Source organism: Streptomyces sp. NPDC003077 (genome assembly GCF_040611095.1).
Lineage (GTDB): Bacteria > Actinomycetota > Actinomycetes > Streptomycetales > Streptomycetaceae > Streptomyces.
The window spans coordinates 119,186-139,386 of sequence record NZ_JBEXNM010000018.1 but is presented as its reverse complement, the minus strand read 5'-3'; the positions used below and the strand labels follow the sequence as shown (position 1 = coordinate 139,386).

At 74.6% G+C, this 20,201-nt stretch carries 15 protein-coding genes; 10 read left to right on the top strand and 5 right to left on the bottom strand.

The features are described 5' to 3' along the window. Positions 1-1,060: aldo/keto reductase (locus ABZX96_RS15395; protein WP_355543820.1), on the bottom strand; the 1,060-nt coding region annotated here is incomplete at its 3' end. 281 nt (positions 1,061-1,341) lie between these two features. Next, positions 1,342-2,970 (bottom strand): carboxylesterase family protein, encoded by a 1,629-nt coding sequence (locus ABZX96_RS15390; protein WP_355543817.1) that lies wholly within the window; start codon positions 2,968-2,970, stop codon positions 1,342-1,344. 885 nt (positions 2,971-3,855) lie between these two features. Here ABZX96_RS15390 and ABZX96_RS15385 point away from each other — a divergent pair. The 10 genes from ABZX96_RS15385 to ABZX96_RS15340 all read left to right on the top strand — a co-directional run bounded on the left by ABZX96_RS15385 (position 3,856) and on the right by ABZX96_RS15340 (position 17,883). Then, complete coding sequence (locus ABZX96_RS15385; protein ID WP_355543814.1) at positions 3,856-6,585, top strand: LuxR C-terminal-related transcriptional regulator; 2,730 nt, start codon at positions 3,856-3,858, stop codon at positions 6,583-6,585. A 152-nt stretch (positions 6,586-6,737) separates the two neighbouring features. Next, complete coding sequence (locus ABZX96_RS15380) at positions 6,738-8,954, top strand: anthranilate synthase family protein (protein WP_355543811.1); 2,217 nt, start codon at positions 6,738-6,740, stop codon at positions 8,952-8,954. Next, positions 8,951-10,321 carry a 3-deoxy-7-phosphoheptulonate synthase gene (locus ABZX96_RS15375; protein WP_355543808.1) on the top strand — a complete coding sequence of 457 codons (1,371 nt, stop codon included), beginning with the start codon at positions 8,951-8,953 and terminating at the stop codon, positions 10,319-10,321. Before ABZX96_RS15380 ends, ABZX96_RS15375 begins: the two co-directional genes overlap by 4 nt. A gap of 167 nt (positions 10,322-10,488) precedes the next feature. After that, positions 10,489-11,277, top strand: coding sequence for a 2,3-dihydro-2,3-dihydroxybenzoate dehydrogenase (locus ABZX96_RS15370; protein ID WP_355543805.1), 789 nt, complete (start codon positions 10,489-10,491; stop codon positions 11,275-11,277). A 217-nt stretch (positions 11,278-11,494) separates the two neighbouring features. After that, positions 11,495-12,160, top strand: coding sequence for an isochorismatase family protein (locus ABZX96_RS15365; RefSeq protein WP_355543802.1), 666 nt, complete (start codon positions 11,495-11,497; stop codon positions 12,158-12,160). 94 nt (positions 12,161-12,254) lie between these two features. Further along, the gene (locus tag ABZX96_RS15360) at positions 12,255-12,875 is read left to right on the top strand and encodes a non-oxidative hydroxyarylic acid decarboxylases subunit B (RefSeq protein ID WP_355543838.1); all 621 of its coding nucleotides are present in this window, start codon (positions 12,255-12,257) and stop codon (positions 12,873-12,875) included. Between the two features lie 65 nt (positions 12,876-12,940). Then, a complete protein-coding gene (locus ABZX96_RS15355; protein WP_355543799.1) occupies positions 12,941-14,371 on the top strand; it encodes a non-oxidative hydroxyarylic acid decarboxylases subunit C in 1,431 nt (476 codons plus the stop codon). A 183-nt stretch (positions 14,372-14,554) separates the two neighbouring features. Beyond that, the gene (locus tag ABZX96_RS15350) at positions 14,555-14,902 is read left to right on the top strand and encodes a non-oxidative hydroxyarylic acid decarboxylases subunit D (protein WP_355543796.1); all 348 of its coding nucleotides are present in this window, start codon (positions 14,555-14,557) and stop codon (positions 14,900-14,902) included. Next, on the top strand, positions 14,899-16,437 hold the full coding sequence (locus ABZX96_RS15345; protein ID WP_355543793.1) for a hypothetical protein: 1,539 nt from the start codon (positions 14,899-14,901) through the stop codon (positions 16,435-16,437). Before ABZX96_RS15350 ends, ABZX96_RS15345 begins: the two co-directional genes overlap by 4 nt. A 564-nt stretch (positions 16,438-17,001) precedes the next feature. Beyond that, a complete protein-coding gene (locus ABZX96_RS15340; RefSeq protein ID WP_355543835.1) occupies positions 17,002-17,883 on the top strand; it encodes an endonuclease/exonuclease/phosphatase family protein in 882 nt (293 codons plus the stop codon). Positions 17,884-17,932: 49 nt separating this feature from the next. Here the strand turns inward: ABZX96_RS15340 and ABZX96_RS15335 are convergent, their stop codons facing one another. From ABZX96_RS15335 to ABZX96_RS15325, 3 genes are all read right to left on the bottom strand, one after another. Then, complete coding sequence (locus ABZX96_RS15335; RefSeq protein WP_355543790.1) at positions 17,933-18,607, bottom strand: alpha-ketoglutarate-dependent dioxygenase AlkB; 675 nt, start codon at positions 18,605-18,607, stop codon at positions 17,933-17,935. A 73-nt stretch (positions 18,608-18,680) separates the two neighbouring features. Beyond that, entirely contained in the window at positions 18,681-19,211 is a 531-nt protein-coding gene (locus ABZX96_RS15330; RefSeq protein ID WP_355543787.1) for a methylated-DNA--[protein]-cysteine S-methyltransferase, read from the bottom strand. 308 nt (positions 19,212-19,519) lie between these two features. Beyond that, complete coding sequence (locus ABZX96_RS15325) at positions 19,520-19,708, bottom strand: hypothetical protein (protein ID WP_355543784.1); 189 nt, start codon at positions 19,706-19,708, stop codon at positions 19,520-19,522. Between the last annotated feature and the right edge of the window lie 493 nt (positions 19,709-20,201).

Here is a 20,201-nt window from a genome sequence, read left to right as displayed (position 1 = left end):
CGCGCCGCTCCCAGGAGGGAGCGGGCCGGGCGCCCACACCGGTGCGGCGCCGCAGCGCCGGGTCGGCCAGCGCCTCGGGGGTGTGGTGGGAGTCGTCGGGATTCACGGCCCGGCCGGGCGGCACGATGGCGTCCACGCGGTCCAGCAGGTCCGCGTCCAGCGGCGCGTCCACGCCGGCCAGCAGGCCGTCCAACTGCTCACGGGTCCGCGGGCCGATGAGGACCGAGGTGACCGCGGGGTGGTTGCGGGCGAAGGCGAGCGCCAGGTGCGTGAGCGGCAGACCCGCCTCCTGCGAGAGATCCAGCAGCCGCGCCACGGCCTGCCGCTTGGCCTGGTTGCCGGGCAGCGCCGGGTCGAACTGGAGGCGGTGCGCCGCCTGCCGGCCCCGGGTCAGGTCGATGTCGCCCTGGAACCGGCCGGTCAGCCAGCCCTCGGCGAGCGGGCTCCAGGTCGTCACGCCCAGCCCGTACCGGGCGCAGACGGGGAAGACCTCCGCCTCCGCCGCCCGGTTGAGCAGCGAGTAGGGCGACTGCTCGGTACGGAACCGGGCCAGCCCGCGCCGCTCGGCGGCCCACTGCGCCTCGACGATCTCGGAGGCGGGGAAGGTGGTGGTGCCGATCGTGACGATCTTCCCGGCCCGCACCAGGTCGGTCAGGGCCGACAGCGTCTCCTCGATGTCGGTCTCGGGGTCGGGGCGGTGGACCTGGAAGAGGTCCACCCGGTCGGTGTCCAGCCGCCGCAGGCTGTCCTCCACCGCGCGGGTCAGCCACCGCCGGGAGTTGCCCGAACGGTGCGGGCCGCTGCCCATCGGGTAGTGCGCCTTGGTCGCCAGGATCACCTCGTCGCGGCGGCCCGCCAGCGCCTTGCCGACGATCCGCTCCGAACCGCCCCAGGAATACACGTCGGCGGTGTCCACGAAGTTGATCCCGGCGTCCAGCGCCGCGTGGATGATGCCGATGGCGTCCTTCTCGTCGGGGTTGCCCCACTCGCCGAACATCATCGTGCCCAGGCACAGCGGGCTGACCTGCATTCCCGTCCTGCCGAGCGTCCGTAGTTCCACTGTGTGCCTCCTCGTGTGCTGCTCACGGGCCGAGCACGGCTCCACCCTGGCTGGCGTCCGCCGTCGCGGACATCACGTCTTTCCGGGATGCGCGCCCGGGCGGCGTGCGCGGGGGCGGGCCGCCGGGGGCGCGGTTTCGCGCGGTGTGAGAGGTGGTCGCGGTGTGCGCGGAGTGGCCGCACCGCCGTGCCGTGGGATCGCCGTCCGTCCGGGAACGGAGCCCCGGGACCCGCGGCTGTGGCAGCGCCGCGGATCGCAGCCGTCACGGGCACGCACCGCCTTCACGGCCGCGGCACCCACCCGGCCTCGTCCCAGAACGCGAGCTGCCGCGTCTTGGGGGCCGCGCCGACGTACGCCACCCGCTCGCCGCCCAGGACCAGCGTGCTGGGCCGCCGCGGGTCGAACACGGGCCAGGGCGGCGCGTGCGGACCGCGCGGCACCCCCGTGTGCGCGAAGGAGGCCACCAGGTCGACGAGGGTGCCGGCCACCCGGTGCTCCAGAGGGCCGTTCCCGTAGACCGGCGCGTTCTCCGGCAGCCCGAGGGTGCCGAACAGGAAGGGCGAGGTGGCCTCGTGCGGGGTGCCGTGCCGGGGCGGGCGCACGGGGTGCGCGAAGTCGAGGTGGTACTGCGGGGCGCCGCCCGTACGGGCGCGTCGCTCCAGCAGGCGCTGGATCTGGTAGCGGAAGAGGCCGTCGCCGTAGATCTCGGTGTAGAGCGCGAACGGGTCGGCGGGCAGGCCGTCGGCCACCGCCGCCGCGCGGTAGGCGGCGATCACGTCCGTCACCAGCCGGTCCGGGACGGTGGCGGCCCCTTTGAGCAGGAACGCGCGCACCATGCGCCGCAGCGCGTCCTCGTCCCGTGGCTCCGGCGCCGTCAGGTCCGTGAAGAAGGAGCCCTCCGTGCGGGTGTGCGCGACCAGCATCGGCAGGTCCGGGACGGGCAGCGCGAAGTCGTACCCGCGCATCCAGCGGCCGTCCACGACGGGCCCGCGCATCTCGCGTCCGCTGGCCACCGGACGGCTCTGCGGAGGACCGGCGAACCGGGCCTCCCACGCGTCCAGCAGCTCCAGCGCGGGGACCCTGCGCAGGCCGGGGACGGTGGTGCCCAGCCGCCGGGCCACCGCCTCGTACGTCGTGCGGGAGTCCCGCGGCGTCAGGGACATGATCGGCTGCCAGGTGTGCGCCACGCTGATCAGCACGAGCCGCCGCACCAGCGCGCGGGTGGCGGGCAGCAGGGCGAGCTGCCACGCGCTCGACCCGCCCGCCGAGGTGCCGGCGAGCGTGATGTTCTCCGGGTCGCCGCCGAAGGCCGCCGCGTTGGCGCGCACCCAGCGCAGCAGCGCCGCCTGGTCGCGCAGGCCCCAGTTCGCGGGCGCGCCGCCGCCCGCGCCGAACCCCTCGTGCAGCCCGAACCCGAACGGGCCCAGGCGGTAGTTGAAGGTCACCACGACCAGGTCGCCGCGGCCCGCCGGGAAGTCGCCGTCATAGGTGGGGTTGACGGCGGAGTTGTGCATCCACGCGCCGCCGTGGACGTACACCAGGACGGGCCGCTTCCCGCGGACGTCCGGGGTCCACACGTTGGCGTAGAGGGCGTCCTCACTGCCGTCCCGGGCGCTGGGCGCGAGGAAGGGGCGCGAGAACCGCGTCGCGTCCCGTACCGACGACCACGGCCGCGGTGGAACGGGCGCGGCGAACCGCAGCGCGCCGGTCGGCGGCGCCGTGTAGGGCACCCCCCGGAAGACGACGGAGTGCGCGGCCTGTTCGCCGCGCACCCGGCCCGCGGTGGTCCGGGTGACGAGGACGGGTGCGCCCGTCGTACCCCGTCCGGTGCGGGGGCGGGCGGCGGCCCGTGGGGCCAGTCCCGTCGCGGCCAGCGCCGCGGACGACGTGAGCAGCGTGCGCCGGTGCACCGGCAACTCCTTCGGTCGGCCCGGCGGTCGACCGGCCGGGCGGCGGTGCGGGGGACCGCGTCGAGCAGCGGCGCGAGGGCCGTCACGGAAAGGCCGGGAAACGGCGTCCGGTATTCGGTGCCCGCCGAACCGGCGCGATATCCCCGCGCTGGACCAAGGAAATCCCCCCGCAGAATTCTGGAGACCGCGGGAAAACGCAATCGGTCCCAGCCTCGCGTAGGACCGGCGGGGCCGCCTCACGTGAATACGGGAGACGGCACGTCATGGAAGTCGACGCTCTGGTTCCGGTGACCGGACGGCGAAAGGGAGCCGCGGGTGTGGTATTTGGTAGGGGTTCGGGACGGTGCGGGAAAAGTGCGTGACGGCCGGACCGAAATGATCGGGAACCATGCGTGGACCCGCACAGTTGTGGGGGACGGGGACGCCTTGCCGGGATCGGACCAGGGGAGGTGGCGCGCGGAAACCGTTAATGATTTGTTTATGCCCAGCGTTTCTGCTGCTCTCTACGAGACCCGGCCCGCGTGCGTCCGGCGCGTCAACGGCGCACTGCGGCGGAGATTATCCGGTGAGCGAACAGGGACGCATGTGACTGTTTTTCCTCGACCCGCTCCGTGACCATTCCTCTGCGCCTCCGCATGCCCAGGAGGCGGCGAGGTTCTTTTCCGGGCGCATCCGCCGCCCGGCACGGGCGAGTCGGTCCGGCACCATTTCAGGCGTTCGCGCCAGGGGCGGGAAGCGCCCCGCGCGCCGCCTTTTCACGCGCACGGCCGGCCTGACGGGGGACCAAGGCCGGAACGCCGCAGCGCGGCACACGGGGGAGCGACAGCCACGGCCTGACCAGCCGTCCCTCTCCCTGCCGCCGAGGACAGAGGGAGAAGATCCATAGTGACCGTTACCGCGACCGGCCCGCGCACCATCGGCAGGGTCCGCGAGACGGAGGTACTGCGCGAGGCGATCGGGGACCTGCGCCGCGGCCAGGGAGGCTGCGTCATCCTGGAAGGCCCGGACGGCATCGGGAAGAGCCACCTGCTCGCGGCGGCCGTCCACCACGCCGCGGAGCTGGACGTGCGGGTCCTGGACGCCGGCGCCGCGACCGGCCGGCCCGCCGTCGGCGCCACCCGGCTCGGCGAACTGTGCGACACCAGCACGCGGGACCTGCCGCTGCGCACACCCGCCGACGCGTTCGCCGCACCCGACGCCTACGCCCGGCGGTGGGCGGAGCGCGCCGGCGCGTTCGTCCGCGCCCAGGGCCCGCTGCTGATCGTCCTGGACGACGCGCACCGCGCCGCCGAGACCGCCGGGCTGCTGGGCACCCTGGTGCCGCGCACCGCCGGGCTGCCCGTGCTGTGGCTGCTGGTCCGCCGCACCGGACTGCCCGCCGGCGCCGCCGACGACGCCCTGGACCACCTCGCGCACGACCACGCCCGGCGCGTCCTGATCGGGCCCCTGGACGAGCCCGACACCCTCCAGCTCGCCACCGAGGTGCTCGGCGCGCCTCCCGAACCCCGGCTCGCCGTCCTCGCCTTGCGCAGCGGCGGCTTCCCCGGCCTCCTCACCGCCCTGCTCACCGCCCTGCGTGAGCAGGGCGCCGTGCAGATCAGGGGCGACCGGGCCAGCGTGCGCAACGGGGAACTGCCCCGGGCGGTGCACCGCCGGGTCGACGCCCAACTGCGGGTCCTGTCCGAGGAGACCCGCTGGCTCCTGGCGGCGATCGCCGTCTACGACCGGCCCTGCACCCTCCACGAAGTCGTCGGCCTGCTCGGACACGGCTTCGACCTGCGGCTGGCGTCCCTGGTGCACGAGGCGCTCGCCGCGCAGATCCTCACCGAGTCCGAGGCCGGCCTCGCCTTCCGCTGCCCCCTGGTGCGGGACGTGGTCTACGAGAACCTGTCCACCTCCGTCCGCCGCGCGCTGCACCGCGAGGCGGCGAGCGTCCTGGAACAGGAGTCGGGCCGCCCCCCGGCGGAGACGGCCCGGCACATCATGCTCGGCACCCGGCCCGGCGAGGAGTCCGCCGGGCGGCTGCGCGACTTCGTCGCCCAACTGGGCCGCTCACCGGCCGCGCTGGGGGAGTCGGTGCGCGCCCTGGAAGAGGTCGACCGGTACGGCGAGGCCCGGGCCCTGGTCAACGACGTGCTCGGCGCCGCCGAACTGGACCCGGCCGCCCGCAGCGGCATCCTGGTCGCCCTCTCCGGCGCCGCCCTGAACACCGGCCAGGACCACGGCACCGCCGGCCACGCCAGCGACGCCCTGCGCGCCCCCGGCCTCGCCCCCGGCCTCCGGGCCCGGCTCCTGTCCGTCCACGCCTCCGGCCAACTCGCCTACGGGCGCGACGAGCTGGCCGAGGAGATGGCCCGCGAGGCCATCCGGCAGGGCGCCGACAGCCGCGACACCGAGGCCCGCGTCCTGGGCGCCATGACCCTCAGCCGCCTCGCCCTGGAGCGCGGACGCCTGCGGGAGGCGTCCTTCCGGGCCTGCGAGGCCGTCCATCTCGCCCACCTCGGCGGCATCGACACCCTCCACCCGCAGTTACTGCTGGCCCCGGCGCGCGCCGCCCTGGACGACTTCGAACAGGCCGAGATCATGCTGCACCTCGGCGAACGCGACGCGGAGAAGTCCGGCAACACCTGGCTGCGCCCCGCCTGGGCCTACCAGCGCGCCCGCCTGTGGCTGGCCGCCGGGCGACTGGACGAGGCGGAGCGCGCCGCCGACGCCGCCCGGGAGAGCGCCGAACCCCGCAGCCCCCTGGGCGTGCGGGTGCTCGCCACGCTCAGCCACCTGGCGCTGCTGCGCGACGACCTGTCCACCGCCTGGTACCACCTGCGCCGCGCCGGACTCGGCCCGGTGGAGAACCTGCCCTCCCGGCCCGAGGACGTCCTGTGGCGGCACGGGCTGCTGCGGCTCGCCGAAGGCGGCCCCGAGACGGCGTTCGCGACCCTGCGCCCCGTCTACGACGCCCTGCCGCGCCGCACCGCGCTGCTGAGCCGGGAGCCGCAGGCCGCCGCCGTCCTCGTCCGCGTCGCCCGCTGCGCCGGGGAGGGCGAGTGCGCCCGCACCGTCGTGCACGCCATCCGCGAACTGGCCGCCCAGCACCCGGAGATCCCTTCCCTCCAAGGTGCCGCGGCCCACGCGGAAGGCGTCCTGCGCGACGATCCCCAGCTCCTCGAACGCGCCAACGCCGCCTACCGGCACGCCCCCCGCCCCCTGGCGCGGGCGGCGGCGCTGGAGGACACCGGGCTGCTGCTGCGCGGCGTCCGGCCGACCCGGGCGACCGCCCGGCTGCGCGCCGCGCTGAACCTGTACGAGGAGACCGGGGCCCGCTGGCACGCCCGCCGCGTCCGGCGGTGGCTGGACGCCGGCCCCGACGCCTCCCCGGGCGGACCGCCACCCGGGCCCGGCCTCGGCTGGGGGACGCTCACGGAGAGCGAGCGCCGGGTGGCCGTCCTGGTCGCCGAAGGGCTGACCAACCGCGAGGTCGCCAAACGGCTGCACATCTCGCCCCACACGGTGGACAGCCACCTGCGGCACTGCTTCGCCAAACTCGCCGTCAACAACCGGGTCGCGCTGACCAGAACGGTGCTGGACCACCACCGGCCCGATCCCGGGAACACGTGATGGCGCACGCCGCACCCACCGGGACAAGGTGGAGCGACAGGGCCGCGGCGTGCCCGCCGCGCGCCCACGGCGAGCGCCGCCCGCCGGCCGCCGCGCCGCTTCTCCGACGCTCCCACCGCACCTTCACCACCTCCACCGCGAAAGGAACGACCGTGCCCTCATCACCCACCGAACCCATCGCGACCGGCCCGCCCGACCGCGGCGGCGGTCTCCTGGACCGCGTCCTCGGCCCGGCGCCCGGACCCTTCGCGATCCTTCGGCGACCTGCCCATCGGGGGAGGCAGGAGCTGGAGGTCCTGGCAGGACCGGTCCACCGGATCGAGGACCTGGCCGGCCTCGGCGCGCTGTGCGCGAGGGCCGCGGCGGAGGCCACGACGGAGCCCGCTGCGGGGGCCCCGTCGCAGGCCCCGGCGGGGGACGGCGCCCGGTCGGGGGACCGGGCGCCCCGCCCCGGGGACGGGCCCGCCGGTGACGGCGCCGCGCCCGGCCCCGGGTGGGCGGCCGACGAGCGGCACGACGTGCTCGCCCTGCTGCCCTACCGGCAGATCACCGAGCGCGGGTTCGCCTGCCACGACGGCGGCGAACCCGTCCTCGCCCTGCGCGTCCGCGAACGCGAGGACCACCCGCTGGCCGACGCGCTCGCCCGGCTGGAGGCGCCCGGCGCGCCCGCGGCCGGGCGGGCGGCGCTCGGCACCGCCGAGGTCGCCTTCGACGTGGACGACGCCGCGTACGCCCACTCCGTGCGCCGCGTCATCGACGAGGAGATAGGCAGCGGCTCCGGCGCCAACTTCGTCATCCGCCGCACGCTCGGCGCCCGCCTGCCGGGACCGCCGCACCGGACGGCCCTGGCGATGTTCGCCCGCCTGCTGCGCCGGGAGACCGGCGCCTACTGGACCTTCGTCGTCCACACGGGCGAGCAGACCTTCGTCGGCGCCACGCCCGAACGGCACGTCGTCCTCGCGAAGGGCACGGCGGTGATGAACCCGATCAGCGGCACCTACCGGCACCCGCCCGGCGGCGCCGACCTGGACGGCCTGCTGACCTTCCTCGCCGACCGCAAGGAGACCGACGAGCTGACCATGGTCGTGGACGAGGAACTCAAGATGATGGCCCAGGTGTGCGCGGACGGGGGCCGCGTGAAGGGCCCCTACCTCAAGACCATGGCCCGCCTCACCCACACCGAATACCTGCTGGAAGGTGCCAGCGACCGGGACCCGGTGGACATCCTGCGGGCCACCATGTTCGCCCCCACCGTGACCGGCAGCCCACTGGAGAACGCCTGCCGCGTCATCACCCGGCACGAGCGGGGCAGCCGCGGCTACTACAGCGGCGTCGCGGCCCTGATCGGACGGGACCGGCAGGACCGCCCGTCCCTGGACTCCGCGATCCTCATCCGCACCGCCGAACTCGACCCGGAGGGCGCGCTGCGGCTCAGCGTCGGCGCCACCCTGGTCCGGCACTCCGACCCGGCGTCGGAGGCCGCCGAGACCCGGGCCAAGGCCGCGAGCCTGCTGGACGCCGCGGGCCTGCGGCTGAGGGGCGGGGAGCCGGGGGGCGCGGGGGAGGATCCGGCCGGTGAAGTCGACGGGCCGGTGGCAGCTGACATACCGTCAGGGAACGCGTCCCTCGGCGACCATCCCCGCGTCAAAGAAGCCCTCGACCGCCGCAACGACGCCCTCGCGGACTTCTGGCTGCACGGCCGCACCCCGCAACGGTGTGCGGGCGGCGGGCCGCTGGCCGGACTGCGCACCCTGGTCGTGGACGCCGAGGACTCCTTCACCGCCATGCTCGCCGTCCTGCTGCGCTCCCTGGGCGCCCGTACCGACGTACGCCCCCACGACCGGGCCCGGGCCGCGCTCACCGGCGCGGACCACGACCTGGTCGTGGTCGGGCCGGGCCCCGGCGACCCGCGCGACCCGGCCGATCCCCGGATCGCCCATCTGCGGCGGATCGTCGACGACCTGCTCGCCGGGCGCACCGCGTTCCTGGCGGTGTGCCTGGGTCACCAGGTCCTCGCGCGGCGGCTGGGCCTGGACGTCCGGCCGCGCTCCACACCCGGCCAGGGCGCCCAGGCCGAGATCGGCTTCTTCGGCCGGCGCCGGACCGTGGGCTTCTACAACACCTTCGCCGCCTTCACCGGGACCGACCACCTGACCTGCGCCGGGGTGCCCGGCCGGATCGAGGTCGCCCGCGACCCGCGGACCGGCGAAGTCCACGGGCTGCGCGGCCCCGGCTTCGCGTCCGCCCAGTTCCACCCCGAGTCGGTACTGACGAGGGACGGCCGCTCGGCGGTGGCCGACCTCGCCGCCGACGCCCTGACCGTCCGCCCCGCGCGGCGACCCGCCGCGCCCGCACGGAGGAGCGCATGACCAGCCCAGCGGAATCTTCCGCCCCCACGACCACCCGGTACCCCTCCCGCCCGGAGCCCGGCCCCGCGCCGCGCCCCCGGCCGGGCCGGACCGGCGTGACCGCACCGAGCGGACCGGCGGAGACGGGGGAGATCGAGGTCGACGCCTACCTCGCCGACGTCCGGCCCGCCGCCCCGCACCCGTACGCCGCCGAACGCGCCCGGCACACCGTCCGCGACACCCAGCAACCGCCCTGGCAGGACCACCCCGCCCTCGGCCCCGTCAAGGACCGGCTCGCCGCGTCCGTCCCGCTGGTCACCAGTGAGGAAGTGCGGGAGCTGCGCGGCGCGCTGGCGGCGGTGGCCCGAGGGCGGGCCACCGTCCTCCAGGCCGGGGACTGCGCGGAGAGCCTGTACGAGTGCACGCCCGCCCACGCACGGCAGCGCGCGGACACCCTCGACCGGCTCGGCGACCACCTCCAGCGCGGCTCCGGCCGCACCGTGGTCCGGATCGGCCGCATGGCGGGGCAGTTCGCCAAGCCCCGCTCCCGGCCCACCGAACGCGTCGGCGGCCTCGAACTGCCCGCCTTCCGCGGGCACCTGGTCAACTCCGAGGCGCCGACCGAGGACGCCCGCCGCGCCGACCCGTACCGGATGCTCCAGGCGCGGCTGGCCGCCGCCACCGTCGGCGGGGTGCTGCGCGAGGCCCGCGCCGCCCGCGCGGCGCGGCCGGGGACCGCCGCGCACACGGGGCCGTGGACCAGTCACGAGGCGCTGGTGCTGGACTACGAAACCCCGCTGGTGCGCACCGACCCGTCCACCGGCGGCCGGCTCCTGACGTCCACCCACTTCCCGTGGGTGGGGGAGCGCACCCGGCAGCCGGGCTCCCCGAACGTGGCGCTGCTGGCGGACATCGACAACCCCGTCGGCTGCAAGATCGGCCCCGGCACCACGCCCGACGAGGTGCTGCAGCTGTGCCAGACGCTGGACCCGGAGCGCACCCCGGGCCGGCTCACCCTCATCGTCCGGATGGGCCGGACCCGGATCTCCGAGGCACTGCCGCCCATCGTCGCCACCGTGCGGCGCGCCGGGCACCCCGTGGTGTGGCTGTGCGACCCGATGCACGGCAACACGACCACGGCCGGCGACGGCCGCAAGACCCGCTACCTCGCGGACCTGATCGCCGAGGCCGCGGCCTTCCGCTCCGTACTGGAGCGGCAGGGGCAGCACCCGGGCGGCGTCCACCTGGAGGTCGCGGCCGGCGAGGTGACCGAATGCGTCGGCGGCCCGATCCACTCCGAGGACCAACTCGGCCACCGGTACACCACGTTGTGCGATCCCCGGCTCAACCCGGAGCAGGCCGAGCGCTTCCTGAACACCTGGGCGTGATCGGGCGGCCCGGGCTCGGACGTTCCGGGGCGCGTGTACGGAAAGACGCGCGCCCCGGGACCGGGCCAGGTGGAACGCACCAGGAACCAGGAGCCAGGCACCAAAAGCCAGAAACCAGGCAACCCCGCACCCAGGAACCAGGAACCAGAAATCAAGGAACGAGGACGATGGACCTCAGCGACACCCGGCGCGGCACGACCGCGCTGGTCACCGGCGGGGCCGGCGGTATCGGCGCCGCCGTCGTCCGCAAACTCGCCGCCCAGGGCATGACCGTGGCCGCGACCGACACCGACGCCGAGGCGCTGACCCCCTTGATCAAGGAGGTCAGGGAGAACGGCGGCACGGCCCACGCGTACACCGTGGACGTCTCCGACAGCGCCGCGGTGAACGCCACCGTGGACCAGGTGGAACGGGCCACCGGCCCCATCGAGCACCTGGTCAACGTCGCGGGCGTGCTGCGGACCGGCTCGGCCCTGACGCTCAGCGACGAGGACTGGGCCGCCACGTTCGCGGTCAACACCGACGGCGTCTTCCACGTCTCGCGCGCCGTGGGGCGCCGGATGGCCGGCCGCCGCCGCGGCGCGATCGTGACCGTGACCTCCAACGCCGCGTCCGTACCGCGCACTCAGATGGCCGCCTACGGCGCGTCCAAGGCCGCGGCGACCATGTTCACCAAGACGCTCGGCCTCGAACTGGCACAGTACGGGGTGCGCTGCAACATCGTGGCCCCCGGATCGACCAACACCCGGATGCTGCGCTCCATGTGGGCCGACGCGCACGGCCCGCGGGCCACGCTGGACGGCTCGCTGAGCTCGTACCGCGTCGGCATCCCCCTGCGCCGGCTCGCCCAGCCGGAGGACGTGGCGGAGGCGGTCGCCTTCCTCCTCTCCGGCGCCGCCGCCCACATCACCATGCACGACCTGTATGTGGACGGGGGCGCGGCCCTGGGCCGCTGAGCCACCGACCCCGGGGACGGGGCGTCGGGCACCTGAAGGCGGGCGGCGCGTGGCCGCCCGCCGGAGGGGCCCGCACCCGCCGCACCGGCTCCGCCCGGCAGCCGGCGAGGAACGCGGACCAAGCCGGAACCGCCGGACGCCACCGAAAGCCGACGGCCTACCCCAGCCCGCCGATCACCGCCCGACCACCACCGACCACCAACCAAGGAGCCCGCAAGTGCGGATACCCGCCGACGTCACCTACCCGATGCCCTCGGGTGCCCGGCAGCCGGACGAGGGACCACCGTGGCGGCCCGTCCGTGACCGGGCGGTCGTCCTCGTCCACGACATGCAGCGCTACTTCCTGGACTTCTTCCGCCCCGGCACCTCGCCCCGCGACGACCTGGTCCGCAACGTCGCGGCCCTCCTGGACGCCGCGCGCGCCGCAGGGATCCCCGTCTTCTACACGGCGCAGCCGGGCGCCATGTCGGCCGCGGACCGCGGGCTGCTGCGCGACCTGTGGGGGCCGGGCATGAGCGCCGAACCCCGCCACCGGGAGATCCTGCCCGAGGTCGCCCCCAAGCACGGCGACACCGTGCTGACGAAGTGGCGCTACAGCGCCTTCTCCCGGACCGACCTGCTGGAGCGGATGACCGACCTGGGCCGCGACCAGCTCGTCATCTGCGGCGTCTACGCCCACATCGGCTGCCTGATGACCGCCGTCGACGCGTTCAGCGCGGACATCCAGCCGTTCCTGGTCGCGGACGCGCTGGCCGACTTCTCGCCGCGGTACCACGCGCTCGCCCTGGACTACGCGCGCGACCGCTGCGCGGCCACGCCGGTGACCGCCGACCTGCTGCGGACCTTCGTCCCGGAGACGGAGCGTTCCGGTCATGCGGGCTGACGGCGCGATACGCGCTGACGGGGGCACACGGGCCGACGGAGTCATACGGGCCGACGGCGGCACACGGGCCGACAGGGGCATACAGGCCGACCAGATGCGGAGCGTGGAGCGGGACGCGGACGCCGAGCCGCGCCGGATCGTCGTCGGGATGACCGGCGCCACCGGCGCCGTCTTCGGCATCCGGCTGCTGGAGGCGCTGTCGGCGCTCCCGGACGTCGAGACGCACCTGGTGCTGAGCCGCTGGGCCCGCTCGACCATCACCCTGGAGACCGACTGGACCGTGGGCGAGGTGACCCGGCTCGCCGACTTCTCCTACCGGCCCGACGACCAGGGAGCCCGGATCTCCAGCGGTTCGTTCCGCACCGAGGGCATGGTGATCGTCCCGTGCAGCATGAAGACGCTGGCGGCGATCCGCACGGGCTACACCGACGGCCTGCTCGCCCGCGCCGCCGACGTCACCCTCAAGGAACGCCGCCGACTCGTCCTGATGCCCCGTGAGGCGCCCCTGAGCGACATCCACTTGGAGAACATGCTGGCGCTGTCCCGGATGGGCGCCGTCCTCGTCCCGCCGATGCCGGCCTTCTACAACGCGCCGCAGGTGATCGACGACATCGTCGACCACATCGTCGCGCGGACGCTGGACCAGTTCGGCCTCCGCGTCCCGGCCCGCCGCTGGGCGGGGATGCGCGCGGCCCGCCTCCGGGCCGCCCAGTGACGCGGTTGCCGGCGCCACCGCCTCCGAACCACGACGTACCCGACCCTTCCGAAGACGAGGACCCCATGGCGTACGACGACCTCCGCGGCTACCTGGAGGCACTCGACAAGCAGGGCCAACTGATCGCCGTCCGCGACCGGGTGGACCCCGAACCGGACCTGGCCGCCGCCGCCAACGCCGCGGCCCGGATGGGCCCCGACGCGCCCGCGCTCTACTTCGACCAGGTCACCGGATTCGCCGACGCCCGGATCGCGCTGAACGTGCACGGCTCGTGGGCCAACCACGCGGTGGCGCTCGGGCTGCCGCCGGACACGCCGGTCACCGAGCAGGTGGCGGAGTTCGGCCGCCGCTGGGCGACCTTCCCGGTCGTGCCCGAGCGCCGCGCCGACCCGCCGTTCCTCGCCCACACGCTCGAAGGCGAGGACGTGGACCTCTACCAAGTGCTGCCCCTGTTCCGCCTCAACGTCCACGACGGCGGCTTCTACATCGACAAGGCGGCCGTCATCAGCCGCGACCCCGAGGACCCGGAGCACTTCGGCAAGCAGAACGTCGGCATCTACCGCCTCCAGGCCAAGGGCGTCAACCGGCTCGGCATCCAGCCCGGTTCCATCCACGACATCGCCCGCCACATCCGGGTGGCCGAGGAGCGCGGCCAGGACCTGCCGGTGGCCATCGCGCTCGGCAACGAGCCGGTGATCTCCATCGTGGCGGCGACCCCGATGGGATACGAGGAATCGGAGTACGAACTCGCCGGAGCGCTCCGCGGCGCCCCCGCCCCCATCACGAGCGCGCCCCTGACCGGACTCGACGTTCCGTGGGGGAGCGAAGTCGTGCTGGAAGGCGTGATCGAGGGCCGGAAGCGGGAGATCGAGGGCCCCTTCGGCGAGTTCACCGGCCACTACTCGGGCGGGCGGCGGATGCCCGTCATCCGCGTCGACCGCATCTCCTACCGCTCCCGCCCCATCTTCGAGCACCTCTACCTCGGCCTGCCCTGGACCGAGATCGACTACCTCATCGGCCCGGCCACCTGCGTACCGCTGCTCCAGCAGCTCCGCGCGGAGTTCCCCGAGGTCAAGGCCGTCAACGCGATGTACACGCACGGCCTGCTGGCGATCGTCTCCACGGCGGCCCGGTACGGCGGCTTCGCCCGGGCGGTGGGGCTGCGCACCATGACCACCCCGCACGGCCTGGGCTACTGCAAGGTCGTCATCGTCGTCGACGAGACGGTGGACCCGTTCGACCTGCCCCAGGTGATGTGGGCGATGTCCACGAAGGTCAACCCGGTCGACGACGTGATCGTGCTGCCCCACATGTCGATCCTGCCGCTCGACCCGTCCTCCCAGCCGCCCGGCATGAGCGGCAAGCTCGTCATCGACGCCACCACGCCCGCCCACCCGGACGCCCGCGGTCACCACGGCACCCCTGTGCGGGACCTCCCGGAGACGGGGGAGTGGGTGGAACGCCTGCGGGCGCTGGCCCAGACGAACCGGCGCTGACAACCTGTTCCGTTCTGTTCCGTTCCTGTTTCCCTCCCTTCCGTTCTGTTGCGGTTCCGCTCCCTATCCGTTCCGACCGTCACAGGCCCGTCCCGCTTCCCGACACCGGGTCACGCCCCGGAAACCGATCCAGCCACGAAAACCGATCCAGCCCCGGAAACAGACCCACCTCAGGAGTCCCCAATGACGACGTGTCCTCGCTGCCCGGCGGACCAGACGTTCCGCGTCGCCACCGCGCCGGTCGGCGCCGTCTGGGAGGTCCGCCAGTGCGGACGCTGCTGGTACACCTGGCGCAGCACGGAGCCGGCCGCGCGCCGGGACCCCGGTCACTTCCCGGCCGACTTCCGGATGTCCCCGCAGACCATCGCCGAGGCGCCCCAGATGCCCGCGGTCCCTCCGCTCGCCCCGGGCGTCGCGGAGCGCGGACTCCCGTCGTCCTCGTCACCGGGCGCCGATCCGTCCGGCAAGCCCTCCCCGGAACGCGCCGAACGGCCCGCACCGGGCGCCGGACACCAGGAGGGCCGGTCATGAGAAGGCCGCTGTGGGTCAGCCGACGGTACGCGCTCGCCGGAGCGACGGCCCTCACGGCGGGGCTGCTGGCCCGGCACACCGCGACGGCCCGGGCGACGGGTACCGCGGACGTGGCGGGCAAGGGTCCGAGGCCGGGTGATCTCCGGTTCACCGTGACGGACCGGTTCCGGCCGGTCGACCTGCTGCCGCCGCGCTTCGCGCGGTTCGAACGGGGCCGGGCGGCCCCGACACCCGGCCCGGTGCTCGCCCCGTCCGGCCCCGTGGCACCGTTCGCCACCGTCGTCGCGGACGTCGCCGAGGAGGCCGCGGCGATGTCCGTCAGCTTGGGGCTGACCTCGGTGGACGGCCGTACGGCGGTGCGTGCGCGATACGAAGGGGGCCGGGACGGCCGGGTCGCCATCGAGGTCGTACGGCCCACGGGCACCACCACCGTCGCGACCGCCCCCGCCGCGCTGCGCGCGCCCTTCCGGCTGGCCTTCACACTCACCGGCGACACCGTGTCCGCCTTCGTCTCCTCCGACGACCCGGCGCTTCCGTGGCGTCCCCTGCTGACGGACCGTCAGGGAGTGTTCCGGCTGCTCGACCTGCGCGACCCCCGCCTCCTGAGCACCCTGCGCTACTCCTTCCACACCTCCGGCGTCACGCTGCGCAAGGTCCGCGCCGGATACTTCGGCCAGCTGGGGCTGCGGGACCTGCACGTGGTGCGCGAGGTCGGCGGGCGGCCCTACGTCCGGGACGGCCGGGTGTTCTTCGTGGCCGGGTGCGCGGGCGCCGGGTTCTCGCAGGCGGCCCACGCGGGGGTGTGGGCCATGGACCCGGAGCACCCGGCCCGCATGGAACCGGTCGCCAAGCTCTTCTTCGCCCGCGACGGCCTGCGGTACAACGACCACGGCGGCCAGATCCTGCACGACCCGGCGCGTGACCGGTTCATCGTCGTGGCCTGCGGCGGCAACCTCCCGGCCCCCGGCGTCCGCGTCTACCACACCACCACCGAGAAGGACGTGCTCAACGGCGTCCATGTCCTGGACTCCCGGCCGCTGGACCTGCCGTACACCCGCAGCGCCTGGGACCCCGCCCTCGTCCGGTCCGACGGCCGCTGGCACTGGGCGTTCGTGGACGTCACCGCGTACCAGCCGAACCTGTCGTTCCACCCGGTGCTGGCCACCGCCGCACCCAACGGCGACTACCACCAGGGCATCACGCTCACCCACGACGGCCGCCGGTTCCCCCAGCTCGAAGGCTGCCGCTGGCAGCGGTTCGACGGCACCCCGTACCTCCTCACCAGCGACCGGGCCGGCCGCCGCTACCCCGTCCACGACCTGGCCCTCCGCCCGCACGGCTACCTCGACGCCCCGTACCCGTCGGGCACGCCCTTCCCGGGCGTGTTCCCCTGGCGTGGCGCCCGCGATCCGCACGGCTGGCGGCTGGTCACCTTCGACGAGAGCCCGTACGAGGACCACGTCATCGGCTACGGCACGCACGGCGCCGTGGTCGCCATGCGCGGCGGCCGTCGCGGGACGCGCGCCCGGGGGTGAAGCCGACTCGCCACTTCGGGGCGGGAGCGGGACGGAATGGGCCAGAGGCGGAAACACGGGTCAGAGCCGGGAACGGGGGCGGGCGCTGGGGCTGCGGTGGCACCTCGCCTTCGGCGGTGGGGCGGTCCCGGGCCTGAGCCGGAGGGGGAGTCGGGCTGTCGGCGGGAGGGCGTCTCCGGGTTGGTGCCGGACGGCAGTCGGGCTGTCGGCGGGAGGGCGTCTCCGGGTTGGTGCCGGACGGCAGCCGGGCCGTCGGGCGGCAGGGCATCCCCGGGCCTGCGACCAGGGAGCAGCCGGATCACAGGGAAAAGGGCATCCCCGGACCCGCGCCGGAAAGGCAGCCGGACCGTGGGCACCAGGGGCATCCCCGCCCCGACGCCCCCTTCCGCAACCCGGCGCTGTCCGGGACCCTCGGTGCGCCACCCGTCGGCCCACCGCACCCCAGGAGCTGCCGTGCCCCCGGTCCCCTGCCGCCGCACGCCCGTCACCGCCGGACCCACCCGTACGGAGGCGGAGCCGCCCCGCGCCGCCACCAGACGCACGCCGCTCACCCGCCGCGTCGCCCTGCGCGCCGTGGCGGCGACCGCCGCCACCGGGCCGGCCCTGGCCTACGGCGCGGGCCCCGCCACGGCGCACGACACGGTGGCGGCCGACGTCTCCGAACACGGTGACCGGCTGCGCGTGACGACCTTCAACCTCCGGTACGCCTCGGCCACCCCGCCCCACTCCTGGCCCGAACGCCGCCCCGCCATGCGCGCCCTGCTGCGCCGCGCGGCCCCGCACCTGGTCGGCACCCAAGAGGGCCTGTACGCGCAACTCCGCGACATCGAGGCGGACCTCGGCCCCGCCTACGCCTGGCTGGGCACCGGCCGGGCGGGCGGCAGCCAGGACGAGTTCATGGCGATCTTCTACGACCGCCGCAGACTGGCTCCGCTCGCCTACGACCACTTCTGGCTGTCCGACACCCCGTACCTGATCGGTTCGACGAGCTGGGGCAACACCGTCATCCGCATGGTGACGTGGGTGCGCTTCCGGGACCTGCGCACCGAGAACGAGTTCTACGCCCTGAACACCCACCTCGATCACGCCCACCAGTACGCCCGCGAGCGCTCCGCCACCCTGATCACCGACCGGTTGCGCGCCCTGGACCCCGCACTGCCCCGCGTGGTCACCGGCGACTTCAACGTCCCGGCCCACAAGAACCCCGTCTACACCACCCTGCTCGACGGCGGAAACCTCGTGGACACCTGGGACACCGCCGAGGAACGCGGCCCCGCCTACGGCACCTTCCACGGCTACCGACCGCCGGTACCGGACGGCGACCGCATCGACTGGATCCTCACCTCGCCGTCCGTCCACACCCACCGCGCCACCATCGACACCTTCTCCCGGGACGGCCAGTTCCCCAGCGACCACCTACCAGTGCACACCGTCCTGGAACTCTGAGCGACAGCGCACGGGCGGGACCGGACGGCCCCGGGACGCGGCCCCGCCGTCACTCCAGCCCGGTGACCCGCATCGTGATGTTGAGCCGTCCCCCGGCCAGCCCCGTGGCCGGATCACCCGTCCCCGGGTACACCTTCGTCACCCCGTGGTACGCGAACCGCGACGCCCCGCCGAACACGAACAGATCACCCGATGCCAGCTCGATGTCCGTGTACGGCCGAGTCCGCGTCTCGGTATTGCCGAATCGGAAAAGACACGTATCGCCCAGACTGAGCGAGACCACGGGGTCGCCGGTCCGCTCGTCCTTGTCCTGGTGCATGCCCATCTTCGCTCGGCCGTCGTAGAAGTTGATCAACGCGGTGTCCGGGGTGTAGCCGGCAGCCGCCGACGCGTCCTCGTAGGCGTCGGCGACCGCCCGGCGGCCCAGCGCCACCATCCAGTCCGGGAACGGGGCCACCGCGGCGCCGTTGACGTCGTCGGCCGTGCGCCGGTACGCGTACGGCTGCCAGTGCCAGCCCACACAGACCGTCCGCACGGACATCACCCCGCCGCCCGGCAACCGGGTGTGCCGAATCGGCACCGGCCCGCGCGCCCACTCCCGGCAGACGGCGACCAGCTCCCGTTGCTCCTCCAGACTCAGCCAGTCCGGTACGTGCACCGCCCCGGGCGCCGGGCGCGTACGGGGCCGGGGGCCGGGACCGAACCCGGGCAGGACCTCGTTCACCGCGGCCTCCGGGTCCCACCGGAGCCGAGGCCACCCGGCGACCCGGCCCGCACGCGAGCCCACCGTCCCGCTCTCACACGCCCTCCAGCTCCAGCAGCCGCCGCTTGCGCTCCAGCCCGCCCGCGTACCCGGTGAGGGTGCCGTCCGCCCCGATCACCCGGTGGCACGGGCGGACGATCAACAGCGGATTGGCGCCGATCGCCGCCCCCAGGGCACGGACCGCGCCCCGCGCGATACCGGCCCGCTCGGCCAGCCGGCCGTAGCTCGTCGTGGTGCCGTAGGGGATGTCCTCCAGTGCCGCCCAGACCCGCCGCTGGAAGGCCGTCCCCCGGGGCGGCTCCGCGTAGGCGATGTCGAATGTGGTGCGCTGCCCGGCGAAGTACGCCGCGAGCTGCCCGGCGATCTCCGCGAACGCCCCCGGGGCGTTCCGCCACCCCTCCCGCACGGTCGCGCCGCCCTTCTGGCCCGGCGTCGACAGGGAGGCCAGCGCGGTACCGCCGGGGGCGTCCGCCCGCTCCTCACCGACCAGCAGCAGCTCGCCCAGAGGGCTCCCGACCTTCGCGTAGAGCACCGCGGCGTCCCGCCCCGTCATCGCCTCGCCCATCCTTCTTCCTCGCCTCTTCCTCGTATCCGCCGTGCCTGCCGTCTCCGTTCCCGGTGGCACGGGCTCCCCGCCCGCACCGGGACGTCTCTCGAAGACCCATCGGTAGGGGATCGCACTCACGCCACCACTGTGCGGCGGAACGCCTCCGTCCGCTGGCGGAAATCGGACGGGGAGGTCGCGGCCCGGCACTCCCGCGAAGGCGGGCCGTCCGGGGCCACTCACCAAGGGAAACGGTACGCACACCGCACCCGCGAAAGACGAACGCCCCGGCGGCGAGCACACCACCGCCGGTGGGCGTCCGCCCTGCTCTACGCGGCTCCGGAGGAGCTGTCACCGCGTACCGCGAGCGTCCACGTCTCCAGCAGCTCGACGTACCGCACCCGGTCCTGGGCCGTCCACGGCCGGTCCCGGCGGGCGCGCACGAACCGCCGGATCGCCTCATTGGCTTCGGCGGCGGGAACGGGCACAGCGGCCCGTTCGGCGGGATTCGGGGACATGAGCCACATGCTAGGGGCCCCCACTGACAACGCATCCCCTTAACGGAGATCCCTCCTCCGCCCGGCACCCTCCACCACCCGGACCGGCCGCCGCCCATCGCCTTGACCAGGAGAGAACCCGACCCGCCCGACGCGGCAAGCCGACGCATTGTGGCCATTCACACACGTTCCGCTGCCACCTGGGGGCGGGGGACCGGAACGCGCACCGGCCCGACCGGGCCGGTGCGGAGCAGACGATTCCGGGACGAACTTGTGACCTGCCTCGTCGTTCACCGGGCGAGTCCCGGTTGTAGCATCACTTGCTCGCGTACCGGCGGGCCAAAAGCCATGGCTGGTGGCACCCGTCCCGTTCCACGTAATGGTCGACAAGGCCTGCGACACGGGTTGAGGGACATCGGGGGGCCGGCGGAGAATCGAGGGGAAGCCCGCTAACAGGGAAGGTCGCGGAACCGCTTCATCCACCGTCCTGCTGTCTCCGCCAGTTGGGTGTGGG

Excerpts from the sequence above, each read along its gene's own strand:
- ABZX96_RS15330 (WP_355543787.1), bottom strand. The coding sequence starts at position 19,211 with ATGGGCGAGGCGATGACGGGGCGGGACGCCGCGGTGCTCTACGCGAAG.
- ABZX96_RS15375 (WP_355543808.1), top strand. The coding sequence starts at position 8,951 with ATGACCAGCCCAGCGGAATCTTCCGCCCCCACGACCACCCGGTACCCC.
- ABZX96_RS15325 (WP_355543784.1), bottom strand. The coding sequence starts at position 19,708 with ATGTCCCCGAATCCCGCCGAACGGGCCGCTGTGCCCGTTCCCGCCGCC.
- ABZX96_RS15360 (WP_355543838.1), top strand. The coding sequence starts at position 12,255 with ATGCGGAGCGTGGAGCGGGACGCGGACGCCGAGCCGCGCCGGATCGTC.
- ABZX96_RS15355 (WP_355543799.1), top strand. The coding sequence starts at position 12,941 with ATGGCGTACGACGACCTCCGCGGCTACCTGGAGGCACTCGACAAGCAG.
- ABZX96_RS15350 (WP_355543796.1), top strand. The coding sequence starts at position 14,555 with ATGACGACGTGTCCTCGCTGCCCGGCGGACCAGACGTTCCGCGTCGCC.
- ABZX96_RS15370 (WP_355543805.1), top strand. The coding sequence starts at position 10,489 with ATGGACCTCAGCGACACCCGGCGCGGCACGACCGCGCTGGTCACCGGC.
- ABZX96_RS15345 (WP_355543793.1), top strand. The coding sequence starts at position 14,899 with ATGAGAAGGCCGCTGTGGGTCAGCCGACGGTACGCGCTCGCCGGAGCG.